The sequence below is a fragment of the Neisseria subflava genome (assembly GCF_024205745.1).
GTDB lineage: Bacteria > Pseudomonadota > Gammaproteobacteria > Burkholderiales > Neisseriaceae > Neisseria > Neisseria flavescens_B.
This window is the reverse complement of the sequence record NZ_CP073117.1, coordinates 1,314,634-1,328,743: the sequence shown is the minus strand read 5'-3', so window position 1 is coordinate 1,328,743 and position 14,110 is coordinate 1,314,634. Positions and strand designations below refer to the sequence as shown.

9 protein-coding genes, 2 tRNA genes and 3 rRNA genes are annotated in these 14,110 nt (G+C 49.5%); 7 read left to right on the top strand and 7 right to left on the bottom strand.

Translation table 11 applies throughout. From position 1 onward, the window contains the following. Positions 1-138 precede the first annotated feature (138 nt). The 7 genes from metK (at position 139) to KCG55_RS06370 (ending at position 7,256) form a co-directional block, all read left to right on the top strand. Positions 139-1,308 (top strand): methionine adenosyltransferase, encoded by a 1,170-nt coding sequence (gene metK, locus KCG55_RS06400; RefSeq protein WP_036490097.1) that lies wholly within the window; start codon positions 139-141, stop codon positions 1,306-1,308. Positions 1,309-1,479: 171 nt separating this feature from the next. After that, positions 1,480-2,544 carry a DUF1176 domain-containing protein gene (locus KCG55_RS06395; RefSeq protein ID WP_254322416.1) on the top strand — a complete coding sequence of 355 codons (1,065 nt, stop codon included), beginning with the start codon at positions 1,480-1,482 and terminating at the stop codon, positions 2,542-2,544. 125 nt (positions 2,545-2,669) lie between these two features. Further along, positions 2,670-2,990, top strand: coding sequence for an accessory factor UbiK family protein (locus KCG55_RS06390; RefSeq protein WP_003684455.1), 321 nt, complete (start codon positions 2,670-2,672; stop codon positions 2,988-2,990). A gap of 13 nt (positions 2,991-3,003) precedes the next feature. Next, the gene (locus KCG55_RS06385; protein WP_254322414.1) at positions 3,004-4,500 is read left to right on the top strand and encodes a YifB family Mg chelatase-like AAA ATPase; all 1,497 of its coding nucleotides are present in this window, start codon (positions 3,004-3,006) and stop codon (positions 4,498-4,500) included. Between the two features lie 154 nt (positions 4,501-4,654). Next, the gene (locus KCG55_RS06380) at positions 4,655-5,734 is read left to right on the top strand and encodes an SPOR domain-containing protein (RefSeq protein ID WP_254322413.1); all 1,080 of its coding nucleotides are present in this window, start codon (positions 4,655-4,657) and stop codon (positions 5,732-5,734) included. A gap of 11 nt (positions 5,735-5,745) precedes the next feature. Beyond that, a complete protein-coding gene (locus tag KCG55_RS06375; protein WP_254322412.1) occupies positions 5,746-6,387 on the top strand; it encodes a thiol:disulfide interchange protein DsbA/DsbL in 642 nt (213 codons plus the stop codon). Positions 6,388-6,431: 44 nt separating this feature from the next. Then, complete coding sequence (locus tag KCG55_RS06370; protein ID WP_070713410.1) at positions 6,432-7,256, top strand: undecaprenyl-diphosphate phosphatase; 825 nt, start codon at positions 6,432-6,434, stop codon at positions 7,254-7,256. 72 nt (positions 7,257-7,328) lie between these two features. Here the strand turns inward: KCG55_RS06370 and KCG55_RS06365 are convergent, their stop codons facing one another. The 7 genes from KCG55_RS06365 to KCG55_RS06335 all read right to left on the bottom strand — a co-directional run bounded on the left by KCG55_RS06365 (position 7,329) and on the right by KCG55_RS06335 (position 13,849). Next, on the bottom strand, positions 7,329-7,742 hold the full coding sequence (locus KCG55_RS06365; RefSeq protein ID WP_254323645.1) for a type IV pilin protein: 414 nt from the start codon (positions 7,740-7,742) through the stop codon (positions 7,329-7,331). Positions 7,743-8,004: 262 nt separating this feature from the next. Then, positions 8,005-8,292 (bottom strand): ComEA family DNA-binding protein, encoded by a 288-nt coding sequence (locus KCG55_RS06360; protein ID WP_254322411.1) that lies wholly within the window; start codon positions 8,290-8,292, stop codon positions 8,005-8,007. A gap of 307 nt (positions 8,293-8,599) precedes the next feature. Further along, positions 8,600-8,713: ribosomal RNA gene (gene rrf, locus KCG55_RS06355) — 5S ribosomal RNA — on the bottom strand. Between the two features lie 95 nt (positions 8,714-8,808). Then, positions 8,809-11,697, bottom strand: a 23S ribosomal RNA gene (locus tag KCG55_RS06350). Between the two features lie 348 nt (positions 11,698-12,045). Next, positions 12,046-12,121 (bottom strand) — tRNA-Ala (locus KCG55_RS06345). 5 nt (positions 12,122-12,126) lie between these two features. Then, positions 12,127-12,203, bottom strand: a tRNA-Ile gene (locus KCG55_RS06340). 105 nt (positions 12,204-12,308) lie between these two features. Next, positions 12,309-13,849 (bottom strand): 16S ribosomal RNA (locus tag KCG55_RS06335). Together the 16S, 23S and 5S rRNA genes with 2 tRNA genes alongside form the textbook arrangement of a ribosomal RNA operon. Positions 13,850-14,110: the final 261 nt, after the last annotated feature.

The window sequence follows — 14,110 nt, the reverse complement described above, 5'->3', positions numbered from 1 at the left end:
AGGATTCCGAAACAGCAGACAAGTGCGAATGTTTCTCACTTGTATAGAGAAAAAGCGGAGTTTTTGTTATGATTTCCGCTGTCCGAAATAAAAGGCCGTCTGAAAACACAGCAGCCTGTTTTTAATGAAAGAATAGCAATGAGCGAATATCTGTTTACTTCCGAATCGGTATCCGAAGGCCATCCGGATAAAGTTGCCGACCAAGTATCCGATGCGATTTTGGATGCCATCTTGGCGCAAGACCCCAAAGCGCGTGTCGCCGCAGAAACCTTGGTCAACACAGGCTTGTGCGTATTGGCAGGCGAAATCACCACCACCGCCCAAGTGGACTACATCAAAGTCGCACGCGAAACCATCAAACGCATCGGCTACAACTCCTCCGAGCTGGGCTTTGACGCCAACGGCTGCGCAGTCGGCGTGTACTACGACCAACAATCTCCGGACATCGCCCAAGGCGTGAACGAAGGCGAAGGCATCGACTTGAACCAAGGCGCGGGCGACCAAGGTTTGATGTTCGGCTATGCCTGTGACGAAACCCCTACCCTGATGCCGTTTGCCATCTATTACAGCCACCGCCTGATGCAACGCCAAAGCGAATTGCGCAAAGACGGCCGCCTGCCTTGGCTGCGCCCTGATGCCAAAGCCCAACTGACCGTGGTTTACGACAGCGAAACCGGCAAAGTAAAACGCATCGACACTGTCGTCCTGTCTACCCAACACGATCCGTCTATCGGTTACGAAGAGCTGAAAAACGCCGTGATCGAACACATCATCAAACCGGTTCTGCCGTCTGAAATGCTGACCGACGAAACCAAATACCTGATCAACCCGACCGGCCGCTTCGTTATCGGCGGCCCGCAAGGCGACTGCGGTTTGACCGGCCGTAAAATCATCGTCGATACCTACGGCGGCGCAGCTCCGCACGGCGGCGGCGCATTCTCCGGCAAAGACCCGTCCAAAGTGGACCGTTCCGCCGCTTACGCCTGCCGCTATGTTGCAAAAAACATCGTAGCCGCCGGTTTGGCAACCCAATGCCAAATCCAAGTTTCCTACGCCATCGGCGTTGCCGAACCGACTTCGATTTCCATCGATACCTTCGGCACCGGCAAAATCAGCGAAGAAAAACTGATTGCCCTGGTTCGCGAACATTTCGACCTGCGCCCCAAAGGCATCGTCCAAATGCTCGATCTGCTGCGCCCGATTTACAGCAAATCCGCTGCCTACGGTCATTTTGGCCGCGAAGAGCCCGAATTTACTTGGGAGCGCACCGACAAAGCAGCCGCATTGAAAGCAGCCGCAGGCGTATAAAAAAATAATAAAGGTCGTCTGAACGGGAGTTTCAGACGGCCTTTTTACATCTAAATATTCAAAACCTTTTTACGGACGACACATCATATTTTCATAAAAACAGTGCAACGAAATTTTGGATTGCTATGCTGTCTTTGTGAATCTACATAAATAAAATTGAAAGAATACATCATGAAAAAATGGCTGCTGGCTGTTTTGCCTGCCACCGCACTGGCTGCTCCGCCTCAAGGCTTTTATCAAAATTACAAAGACTGGGACATTGCTTGCGACAATACCGGCACCTGCCGTCTTGCCGGATATCAGGCAGATGAAACAGAACCGCCGGTTTCTATCCTGTTTACCCGACAAGCAGGGGCGAACGCCTCCGTAATTGGCGAAGTTTCCCTGCTGCCATTTAATGACGATAACGCACAACTTGCCAACATTGCGGCACACAACGAATTGGTATTGAATGGTAAATCACTGGGCAAATTGGCGTTCAATAAAAAAGGCCAAGGCAAATTGAGCAACGCGCAAACCAGCGCCTTACTCGAAGCATTGAAAAAAGAGAGCAAAATCAGCATCCGCTCTGGAAAATATGAATGGCACTTGTCCGACCAAGGTGCAGCGGCGGCGATGTTGAAAGCGGACGAATTTCAAGGCCGTCTGAATACGCCCTCCGCGCTGATCCGCAAAGGCAACAGCAGTCAGGCCGTATTAAATCCTCAGCCCAAACCCGTAATCCGTGCCGTTGCCGTACCACAAAAAGCAAGCTATATGCTGGAACAGGACACACCGCGCCACCGCGCCGTCATGAAGCTCTTGAGCGAGAGCAACCGCGTTTCCGAAAGCGACGATAATTACTGTTATGCCCTGCACAATAAAGAGCAAATGCATTGGAACCGCAGCCTAAGTATTTATCCGCTCAACAAACAACAAGTATTGGTAGAGGCCACCTGTATCGGCGGCGCTTATCAAACCAGTGGTTACTATGCCATTGCCAACAAAGAACTGACCAAGATCGAACAAGTGCTACCGCCAATGACATACGGCGGTCATGGCGGATTTGATGAAAAAACAGCCACACTCAGCGGCAGCTTCAAAGGCCGCGGCATAGGCGATTGCTGGTCTGGCAATACGGCTGTATGGGACGGAAAAACCTTTGTCCGTAATGAGGAACACACCACCGGTTCATGCAAAGGCTTTGCAGGCGGCGCGTGGCTGATGCCTATTTTTGAAACCCGTATTGAGCGTTAAAACACGTTGAATATTTACGGCAGAAAGCAAAAGCCGTCTCAAAAATTCTCGTTTTCAGACGGCCTTTTTCCTTATACAATAGCCACTTGAATTTCTATATACATTCTGAATAAAGGATACGGATTATGTTCGGCAAACAACTTTTTGAAGAAGTCAGCTCCAAAATCAGCGAAACCATCGCCAACAGCCCTGCCAAAGACATGGAAAAAAACGTTAAAGCCATGCTCGGCAGCGCGTTCAACCGCATGGATTTGGTGACCCGCGAAGAATTCGACATCCAACAACAGGTTTTGATTAAAACCCGTACCAAACTGGCCGAATTGGAAGCCCGTTTGGCCAAACTCGAAGCCGCTCAAGAGCCTGAAGAAGCTGCTTTGAAAGCTGCCGAAGCCGCTGCGGAAGAAGCTGTTGCCGAAATCAAACAACAAACTGAAGCTGCCGAATAAGGCCGTCTGAAACATGTCGCTTGCTTTGGTTTACAGCCGCGCCTTAAGCGGTATGAACGCGCCGTTGGTCGAAGTGGAAGCCCACCTTGCCAACGGCTTGCCACATTTCAATATCGTCGGTTTGCCCGATACTGAAGTCAAAGAAAGCCGCGACCGTGTGCGTGCCGCCATCATCCAAAGCGGCTTCGACTTTCCCGCCAAGAAAATTACCGTCAACCTCGCACCGGCCGACCTCCCAAAAGAATCCGGCCGTTTCGATTTGCCGATTGCCTTGGGCATTCTTGCCGCATCGGGACAAATCAATCCTGAAAAGCTCTCGCAATATGAATTTGCCGGAGAATTGGCACTGTCCGGCCTGCTGCGTCCCGTACGCGGCGCACTGGCCATGGCATGGCAGGGAATGCAGGCAGGCCGTTCGTTCGTCTTGCCGCAAGAAAATGCCGAACAGGCTGCCGTCATGCGCGGTATCGCGGTTTATGGTGCACGTTCTTTAGGCGAAGTGGCCGCGCATTTAAACGGTATCGAACCGCTGACACAAACCGAATGCAAGCTGACGCAAAGGCCATCTGAACAAAGTAAAATTCCTGATTTAGCCGATGTTAAAGGCCAACATACTGCTCGCCTCGCCTTGGAAATCGCAGCGGCAGGCGGACACAGCCTGCTGATGATGGGCCCTCCGGGTACGGGCAAATCCATGCTTTCGCAACGTTTGCCCGGTATCCTCCCGCCTTTGACCGAAGACGAATTGGTCGAAGTCTGGGCGTTGCGTTCTCTCCTGCCCAACCATCAACAGCAACTCGACAGCAACCGTCCTTTCCGCAGCCCTCATCACAGCGCCAGCTCGGCTGCCATGGTGGGTGGCGGTTCAGACCCACGTCCGGGCGAAATCTCATTGGCACACCACGGAGTGTTGTTTTTAGACGAATTGCCCGAATTTGACCGTAAAGTATTAGAAGTGTTGCGTGAACCTTTGGAAAACGGCGAAATCCATATTTCCCGCGCCGCTCGCCAAGCTGTTTATCCGGCCAAGTTCCAACTTGTCGCCGCCATGAACCCCTGCCCTTGCGGCTATCTTGGTCATCCGTCCAAACCTTGCCGTTGCACGCCTGAAAGCGTTGCCCGCTACCGCAACAAAATTTCAGGGCCATTGCTCGACCGTATTGATTTAACCATCGAAGTACCCAGCCTTTCCGCTGCCGAGCTGATGCAACAGGAAGCTGGCGAATCCAGTGCCACCGTATTGGAACGCGTTACCGCCGCACGCAAAATCCAATACAACAGACAAGGCAAAGTCAATGCAGAACTGAGTGTCGGCGAGCTCGATGGTAAAGCCTGTATTCAAAAAGAAGCGCAAGAAGCCTTAGGAACCATGCTCGAAAAACTGTCCCTTTCCGCCCGAAGTTTCCACCGCATCATGCGCGTTGCCCGTACGCTTGCCGATTTGGCAGGCGACGAAGAAGTCAGCAAAACACATGTGATGAAAGCCATCGGCTTCCGTCGCGCTCTTTAACTTTTCAGACGGCCTGAATCTTTATGTTTAAGTAAAACTAGAGTAAACAAAGCATCAGGATTTTGCCGTCTATAACGGTTATTGATAAAATATCGAATCCAAACTCAGACAGTCTCCTTTCAGGCCGTCTGAACACATTATTACAAGGTAAGTCATGAAAAAATCTACACAATATGGCAAAGGCTTAGCCGGTTTCTTTTTAGGCCTGATACTGGCAACAGGTATTATTGCCGGTATTTTGTTCTTCTTGAACCAAGGCAACCAAAACGTTTTCAAAGAACTGACTCAGCCTAAACAAAGCGAAGAACCTGAAATCCTAAAACCTCAGGACAAAGCAGAGAAACGCCCAGCTACCGACACTTCATCTACCCAAGCAGATGAAGAAAAAGCCAAAGCAGAAAAAGAAGCGGCAGAGAAAGAAGCAAAAGCAGAAAAAGAAGCGGCAGAGAAAGAAGCAAAAGCTAAAGAAGAGGCTGAAGAAAAAGCTCAAGCGGAAAAAGAAGCTCAGGAAAAAGCCGAACAAGCAGAACGTGAAGCCAAAGAAAAAGCAGAGAAAGCCGCTACCGATAAAGCCGAACGTGAAGCCAAAGAAAGAGCAGACAAAACTGCTGCCGACAAAGCCGAACGTGAAGCCAAAGAAAAAGCTGCAAAAGCTGAAGCAGAAAAAGAAGCTACTAAGAAAAAACTGACCGAGAAAAAAGCCGAGTTAGAGAAAAAACGCGCAGAAAAAGCCAAAGCGGAAAAAGAAACTGCCGATAATGCTGCCAAAAACAAAAAAGCAGCCGACCAGCTGACTGCCAAACAAAAAGAGCGTGCCGAGCGCAAACTGGCCGAGAAAAAAGCGGCCGAAGCCAAGAAACAAAACAAGCCGACACCTGAGCAAATCCTCAACAGCGGCAGCATCGAAAAAGCACGCAAAGCAGCAAATGCCTCTGCAACAAAAGAAAACAACAACGCTGCAAGTAAACAGTCAGCAGAAAAAGCCGAAGCAGCTGCCAACAGCGGTAAAAAAGCCTTTCTGCAACTTGGTTCATATGCAGACCGCTCCAGCGCAGACTCACAACGTGCAAAACTGGCTATTTTAGGTGTATCTTCCAAAGTGGTTGAATCGCAAAACGGCGACAAAACCATTTACCGAGTTCAAAGTAACACCATGCCGCAGGAAGCTGCTGTAAAACTGCAAAAAAACCTGCAAGGCCATAATATCAACAGCTTGATTCGTTCTACCAAATAATGGAATCACTGATGAAGCAGCGTATAAAACAAACCATTGCCGCACTCAGCCTGAGCCTGTTCGGACTGAGTGCGCAAGCTGCTACCGAAGGTGTGGACTATACTGTTCTTAGTCGTCCTATTCCGCAGCAACAAGCCGGCAAAATTGAAGTACTTGAGTTTTTCGGCTACTTCTGCGTTCATTGTTACCATCTCGATCCAGTTTTGTTGCAACACAGCAAAACCTTCGCTAAAGATGTTTCCTTACGGACAGAGCACGTCGTTTGGATGCCTGAAATGTTGGGTTTGGCCAAAGTTGCCGCAGCCGTCAATCTTTCAGGTTTAAAATATCAAGCCAATCCAGTCATCTTCAAAGCAGTTTACGAACAAAAAATCAACCTGGCCGATACCAATGTATTCCGATCATGGGTGGATAAACAGACAGGTTTTGACAGTAAAAAACTGCTTCAAGCCTACAACAGTCCTGCTGCCGCATTGGCTGCTGCAAAAATGCAGCAATTGACGGAAACTTATCGAATTGAAAACACACCAACTGTCATCGTCGGTGGTAAATACAAAGTCAATTTCAACAGTACCGACTGGAAAGCCGGTATGAAAACCATAGACGAGCTCATCGTCAAAGTCCGCCGCGAACAATCCTCAAAACCACTTTAACTATTCAACAAAAGAAAGACGGCCTCAAGGCCGTCTGAAAACTTATGGACATTCTGATTTTATTTAAAGCACTTATTCTCGGTATCATCGAAGGTTTAACCGAGTTTCTCCCTATTTCCAGTACCGGTCATTTGATTGTATTCGGTGACTTAATGAACTTTCAAAGCAACGGAAAAGTATTTGAAATTGCTATTCAACTCGGTGCCGTATTAGCCGTCGTATTTGAATACCGCCAACGATTTACCCATATCATAAAAGGATTGGGTAAAGAACGAACAGCCAATCGCTTTGTACTGAATTTATTTATTGCCTTCATACCGGCTGCGGTTGTGGGGCTATTGTTCAGCAAACAAATCAAATTACACCTTTTCAACCCAATTACCGTTGCTACCATGCTGGTACTGGGTGGTTTCTTCATTTTATGGGTTGAAAAACGCCAAGCAACAGCCAAACCCAAAGTCAATCATGTAGATGATATGCGCCCAATCGACGCATTTGTTGTAGGATGTGCCCAAATTTGTGCCCTTATACCTGGTACATCACGTTCAGGCAGTACGATCATGGGCGGTATGTTGTGGGGGCTGGAACGTAAAACAGCTACTGAATTCTCATTCTTCCTTGCTGTACCGATGATGATTGCGGCAACAGGTTACGACATCTTAAAAAACTACAAACTCTTTACCTTGCAAGATGTCGGACAAATTGCCATCGGCTTTATCGCAGCATTTATCGCCGGTTTATTGGCAGTAAAAGCTTTACTGAAATTTGTCTCCAGTAAAAACTATGTGCCTTTTGCCTACTACCGTATTGTATTTGGTGGTCTGATTCTCCTTACTTGGATGCTGGGCTGGGTCAGTTGGAGCGAATAACCCCTCTCCCTCTAAGGACGTGCCTGAGCACGTCCTTTTTCTTTATCCGCATCCTCCCTTTAGATCAGATTTCTACCCCATAAAAGGCCGACACTCCGCATCATTACCCCTAAATATCTCCTCACCGTCCGTACAGCTTCCCTTCCCCTTCATCTTCCCGCACACCACCGCCGTCAGCGACTCATTCAAGCGCAATACCCTCGGTTCCGCCTCCCTATCCAGCGCCACCGCCTTCAAAGTAAACTTCCCCTCCAAGATCCCCTTAGCCTGGCCGCTCATCCTGATACAGAAACCGCCCGCCTCCTTGACCGGCAACTCCGGCCACTTCGTCGACGTCAGCTTAAAGCTGCCCTTTTTCGTATAGAACTGCTCCATAAAGCGCGCATTTTCCAGCAGGGCGGCATGCGCCGCGCGCAGGTTGGCCGAGCGGACCGATTCCCGATAGGCCGTAAATGCCACCGTCGCCAAGATCGAAACCACCAGCATCACCACCAGCAGCTGTATCAAAGAGTAGCCCCTCTGCACAGTTGTCCCATTCCGTTTTCCGTCAAATACCTTTAAGTACATATCTTTAATTCCCTTTATCTTTTTATCCCCATCCGACAGGATGGCTATCCGTTTGTCCCTTTTCACCCAATGGCCCCCATTGGTCCAAGCTCTCATTGCCGGCCCCATACAAAGCCGCCCGTCAGCCCGAACCGGCAAACGGTTCGGCATCAGGGCGGCGTACGGCAGTTAACCGTCAGGCTTATTTTTTCACGGCAGGCTGTGCGGTCTTAGGCGCGGCAGAAGAAACCGTCGCCTCCGCCTTCAACTTGTTCAGCACCGCATCACCGATGCCCTTCACGTTTTTCAGCTCCTCCACCGATTTGAACGCACCGTTCTTCTGACGGTATTCCACAATCGATTTCGCCTTAGCCGGGCCGATACCCGGCAAGGCCTCCAGTTCGGCAGAAGACGCGGTATTGATGTTCACGGCAGCCAAAGAGAACGCTGCACAGACGGCGGCAAATGCACCAAATAAAAATTTCTTCATCAGATTTTTTCCCATAACATATTTGATTGAATCAGTCATAAAGTCTACCGAATGGTTTTATCCCACTCTGTAAACACTGCACATACGCAGATAGGGCAACAGCCTATACCCGCATAAATGCTTACGACATATTAACGCAAATATCGTTTGATTTCAAATATTCTAAACAGTTAACCGTAACTTTCGGTACTTTTGTTCAAGAATAACAACAGGGCAATCATACAATACCTGTTACCCATCACCAAACCGACAGAAACGACAGGCATGTAAAAAGCCCCCGACATTAGTCGGGGGCTTCAGAATGGGTGTTTGGCGGTGACCTACTTTCACATGGAAGAACCACACTATCATCGGCGCTGAGTCGTTTCACGGTCCTGTTCGGGATGGGAAGGCGTGGGACCAACTCGCTATGGCCGCCAAACTTAAACTGTTACAAATCGGTAAAGCCTTAATCAATTATTTGGTGATGACTGAATCAGTCAGTAAGCTTTTATCTTTTGAAGTTCTTCAAATGATAGAGTCAAGCCTCACGAGCAATTAGTATGGGTTAGCTTCACGCGTTACCGCGCTTCCACACCCCACCTATCAACGTCCTGGTCTCGAACGACTCTTTAGTGTGGTTAAACCACAAGGGAAGTCTCATCTTCAGGCGAGTTTCGCGCTTAGATGCTTTCAGCGCTTATCTCTTCCGAACTTAGCTACCCGGCTATGCAACTGGCGTTACAACCGGTACACCAGAGGTTCGTCCACTCCGGTCCTCTCGTACTAGGAGCAGCCCCCGTCAAACTTCCAACGCCCACTGCAGATAGGGACCAAACTGTCTCACGACGTTTTAAACCCAGCTCACGTACCACTTTAAATGGCGAACAGCCATACCCTTGGGACCGACTACAGCCCCAGGATGTGATGAGCCGACATCGAGGTGCCAAACTCCGCCGTCGATATGAACTCTTGGGCGGAATCAGCCTGTTATCCCCGGAGTACCTTTTATCCGTTGAGCGATGGCCCTTCCATACAGAACCACCGGATCACTATGTCCTGCTTTCGCACCTGCTCGACTTGTCGGTCTCGCAGTTAAGCTACCTTTTGCCATTGCACTATCAGTCCGATTTCCGACCGGACCTAGGTAACCTTCGAACTCCTCCGTTACTCTTTGGGAGGAGACCGCCCCAGTCAAACTGCCTACCATGCACGGTCCCCGACCCGGATTACGGGTCTGGGTTAGAACCTCAAAGACACCAGGGTGGTATTTCAAGGACGGCTCCACAGAGACTGGCGTCTCTGCTTCAAAGCCTCCCACCTATCCTACACAAGTGACTTCAAAGTCCAATGCAAAGCTACAGTAAAGGTTCACGGGGTCTTTCCGTCTAGCAGCGGGTAGATTGCATCTTCACAACCACTTCAACTTCGCTGAGTCTCAGGAGGAGACAGTGTGGCCATCGTTACGCCATTCGTGCGGGTCGGAACTTACCCGACAAGGAATTTCGCTACCTTAGGACCGTTATAGTTACGGCCGCCGTTTACTGGGGCTTCGATCCGATGCTTGCACATCTTCAATTAACCTTCCAGCACCGGGCAGGCGTCACACCCTATACGTCCACTTTCGTGTTAGCAGAGTGCTGTGTTTTTAATAAACAGTCGCAGCCACCTATTCTCTGCGACCCTCCGAGGCTTACGGAGCAAGTCCTTAACCTTAGAGGGCATACCTTCTCCCGAAGTTACGGTATCAATTTGCCGAGTTCCTTCTCCTGAGTTCTCTCAAGCGCCTTAGAATTCTCATCCTGCCCACCTGTGTCGGTTTGCGGTACGGTTCGATTCAAACTGAAGCTTAGTGGCTTTTCCTGGAAGCGTGGTATCGGTTACTTCATGTCCGTAGACACTCGTCATCACTTCTCGGTGTTAAGAAGACCCGGATTTGCCTAAGTCTTCCACCTACCGGCTTAAACAAGCTATTCCAACAGCTTGCTAACCTAACCTTCTCCGTCCCCACATCGCATTTGAATCAAGTACAGGAATATTAACCTGTTTCCCATCGACTACGCATTTCTGCCTCGCCTTAGGGGCCGACTCACCCTACGCCGATGAACGTTGCGTAGGAAACCTTGGGCTTTCGGCGAGCGGGCTTTTCACCCGCTTTATCGCTACTCATGTCAACATTCGCACTTCTGATACCTCCAGCACACTTTACAATGCACCTTCATCGGCCTACAGAACGCTCCCCTACCATGCCAGTAAACTGGCATCCGCAGCTTCGGTTATAGATTTGAGCCCCGTTACATCTTCCGCGCAGGACGACTCGACCAGTGAGCTATTACGCTTTCTTTAAATGATGGCTGCTTCTAAGCCAACATCCTGGCTGTCTGGGCCTTCCCACTTCGTTTACCACTTAATCTATCATTTGGGACCTTAGCTGGCGGTCTGGGTTGTTTCCCTCTTGACAACGGACGTTAGCACCCGCTGTCTGTCTCCCGAGGAACCACTTGATGGTATTCTTAGTTTGCCATGGGTTGGTAAGTTGCAATAACCCCCTAGCCATAACAGTGCTTTACCCCCATCAGTGTCTTGCTCGAGGCACTACCTAAATAGTTTTCGGGGAGAACCAGCTATCTCCGAGTTTGTTTAGCCTTTCACCCCTATCCACAGCTCATCCCCGCATTTTGCAACATGCGTGGGTTCGGTCCTCCAGTACCTGTTACGGCACCTTCAACCTGGCCATGGATAGATCACTCGGTTTCGGGTCTACACCCAGCAACTGTTCGCCCTATTAAGACTCGGTTTCCCTACGCCTCCCCTATTCGGTTAAGCTCGCTACTGAATGTAAGTCGTTGACCCATTATACAAAAGGTACGCAGTCACACCACAAGGGTGCTCCCACTGTTTGTATGCATCAGGTTTCAGGTTCTATTTCACTCCCCTCCCGGGGTTCTTTTCGCCTTTCCCTCACGGTACTGGTTCACTATCGGTCGATGATGAGTATTTAGCCTTGGAGGATGGTCCCCCCATATTCAGACAGGATTTCACGTGTCCCGCCCTACTTTTCGTACGCTTAGTACCACTATTGAGATTTCGAATACGGGACTATCACCCACTATGGTCAAGCTTCCCAGCTTGTTCTTCTATCTCGACAGTTATCACGTACAGGCTCCTCCGCGTTCGCTCGCCACTACTTGCGGAATCTCGGTTGATTTCTTTTCCTCCGGGTACTTAGATGGTTCAGTTCTCCGGGTTCGCTTCGCTTATCCTATGTATTCAGATAAGGATACCTCCTAAGAGGTGGGTTTCCCCATTCGGACACCGCGGGATCATAGCTTTATTGCCAGCTCCCCCGCGCTTTTCGCAGGCTTACACGTCCTTCGTCGCCTATCATCGCCAAGGCATCCACCTGATGCACTTATTCACTTGACTCTATCATTTCAAGAACCTCTTTGACTTCGTTTGCCTACCCGTTGACTAGGGAAGCAAACTTGAAATTCCTACTTTGATAAAGCTTACTGCTTTGTTGTGTCTTAATCCTGCCTTTTGTGTTTCAGGATTAAGTCGATACAATCATCACCCAAATACTGTGTTTGTTTTCTTTTCTCTTGTGAGAGATTTTTTATCCTTTGCAAAGAACAAAAAATCAAAACAAACTCATTGTCTTTGTTTGTTGATTTCGGCTTTCCAATTTGTTAAAGATCGATGCGTCGATATTTCACTTCGCAAATCAAAATAAGCTGCTAAGTATAGCAGGCTTCCTTTGATTTGTAAAGTTCTTGGTGGAGGCAAACGGGATCGAACCGATGACCCCCTGCTTGCAAAGCAGGTGCTCTACCAACTGAGCTATGCCCCCGTTCTTGGTGGGTCTGGGAGGACTTGAACCTCCGACCCCACGCTTATCAAGCGTGTGCTCTAACCAGCTGAGCTACAAACCCGGATTCTCTTCTTAAGCGAATCTTGTCTTCACTCAAGCTTTTCTCTTCCGCATCTTTTACAGTTTACCGATAAGTGTGAATGCATCAGACCTCTTCTTTCTCTAGAAAGGAGGTGATCCAGCCGCAGGTTCCCCTACGGCTACCTTGTTACGACTTCACCCCAGTCATGAAGCATACCGTGGTAAGCGGGCCCCTTGCGGTTACCCTACCTACTTCTGGTATCCCCCACTCCCATGGTGTGACGGGCGGTGTGTACAAGACCCGGGAACGTATTCACCGCAGTATGCTGACCTGCGATTACTAGCGATTCCGACTTCATGCACTCGAGTTGCAGAGTGCAATCCGGACTACGATCGGTTTTGTGAGATTGGCTCCACCTCGCGGCTTGGCTACCCTCTGTACCGACCATTGTATGACGTGTGAAGCCCTGGTCATAAGGGCCATGAGGACTTGACGTCATCCCCACCTTCCTCCGGCTTGTCACCGGCAGTCTCATTAGAGTGCCCAACTAAATGATGGCAACTAATGACAAGGGTTGCGCTCGTTGCGGGACTTAACCCAACATCTCACGACACGAGCTGACGACAGCCATGCAGCACCTGTGTTACGGCTCCCGAAGGCACTCCTCCGTCTCTGGAGGATTCCGTACATGTCAAGACCAGGTAAGGTTCTTCGCGTTGCATCGAATTAATCCACATCATCCACCGCTTGTGCGGGTCCCCGTCAATTCCTTTGAGTTTTAATCTTGCGACCGTACTCCCCAGGCGGTCAATTTCACGCGTTAGCTACGCTACTAAGCAATCAAGTTGCCCAACAGCTAATTGACATCGTTTAGGGCGTGGACTACCAGGGTATCTAATCCTGTTTGCTACCCACGCTTTCGAGCATGAACGTCAGTGTTATCCCAGGAGGCTGCCTTCGCCATCGGTATTCCTCCACATCTCTACGCATTTCACTGCTACACGTGGAATTCTACCTCCCTCTGACACACTCTAGTCACCCAGTTCAGAACGCAGTTCCCAGGTTGAGCCCGGGGATTTCACATCCTGCTTAAGTAACCGTCTGCGCTCGCTTTACGCCCAGTAATTCCGATTAACGCTCGCACCCTACGTATTACCGCGGCTGCTGGCACGTAGTTAGCCGGTGCTTATTCTTCAGGTACCGTCATCAGACAGGGGTATTAACCCTGTCCTTTTCTTCCCTGACAAAAGTCCTTTACAACCCGAAGGCCTTCTTCAGACACGCGGCATGGCTGGATCAGGCTTGCGCCCATTGTCCAAAATTCCCCACTGCTGCCTCCCGTAGGAGTCTGGGCCGTGTCTCAGTCCCAGTGTGGCGGATCATCCTCTCAGACCCGCTACTGATCGTCGCCTTGGTAGGCCTTTACCCCACCAACTAGCTAATCAGATATCGGCCGCTCGAATAACGCAAGGCCCGAAGGTCCCCTGCTTTCCTCCTCAGAGAATATGCGGTATTAGCTAATCTTTCGATTAGTTATCCCCCATTACTCGGTACGTTCCGATATATTACTCACCCGTTCGCCACTCGCCACCCAAGAAGCAAGCTTCTCTGTGCTGCCGTTCGACTTGCATGTGTAAAGCATGCCGCCAGCGTTCAATCTGAGCCAGGATCAAACTCTTATGTTCAATCTCTAACTTATAACTTCTGGTCTGCTTCAAAGAAACCGACAGGACAATGTCTAAAACATCATCTTGTCTGTCTTTCAAACAGTGTGAGGCCTAATGCACTCACACTTATCGGTAATCTGTTTTTTAAAGAGCGAATCGAATTATACAGTACATTTAGCAAATGTCAACTAAAATTATCGAAAATTTCAACCAACTGTGTTATACTGTCTGCTTCGTTTTCTTCACCGCGTCAGCAGCGAAGAACCGAACTATACGCCT

Bases quoted from the DNA above. Each gene is read 5' to 3' on its own strand.
- metK (WP_036490097.1), top strand. From the start codon at position 139: ATGAGCGAATATCTGTTTACTTCCGAATCGGTATCCGAAGGCCATCCG.
- KCG55_RS06395 (WP_254322416.1), top strand. From the start codon at position 1,480: ATGAAAAAATGGCTGCTGGCTGTTTTGCCTGCCACCGCACTGGCTGCT.
- KCG55_RS06390 (WP_003684455.1), top strand. From the start codon at position 2,670: ATGTTCGGCAAACAACTTTTTGAAGAAGTCAGCTCCAAAATCAGCGAA.
- KCG55_RS06385 (WP_254322414.1), top strand. From the start codon at position 3,004: ATGTCGCTTGCTTTGGTTTACAGCCGCGCCTTAAGCGGTATGAACGCG.
- KCG55_RS06380 (WP_254322413.1), top strand. From the start codon at position 4,655: ATGAAAAAATCTACACAATATGGCAAAGGCTTAGCCGGTTTCTTTTTA.
- KCG55_RS06375 (WP_254322412.1), top strand. From the start codon at position 5,746: ATGAAGCAGCGTATAAAACAAACCATTGCCGCACTCAGCCTGAGCCTG.
- KCG55_RS06370 (WP_070713410.1), top strand. From the start codon at position 6,432: ATGGACATTCTGATTTTATTTAAAGCACTTATTCTCGGTATCATCGAA.
- KCG55_RS06365 (WP_254323645.1), bottom strand. From the start codon at position 7,742: ATGCTGGTGGTTTCGATCTTGGCGACGGTGGCATTTACGGCCTATCGG.
- KCG55_RS06360 (WP_254322411.1), bottom strand. From the start codon at position 8,292: ATGAAGAAATTTTTATTTGGTGCATTTGCCGCCGTCTGTGCAGCGTTC.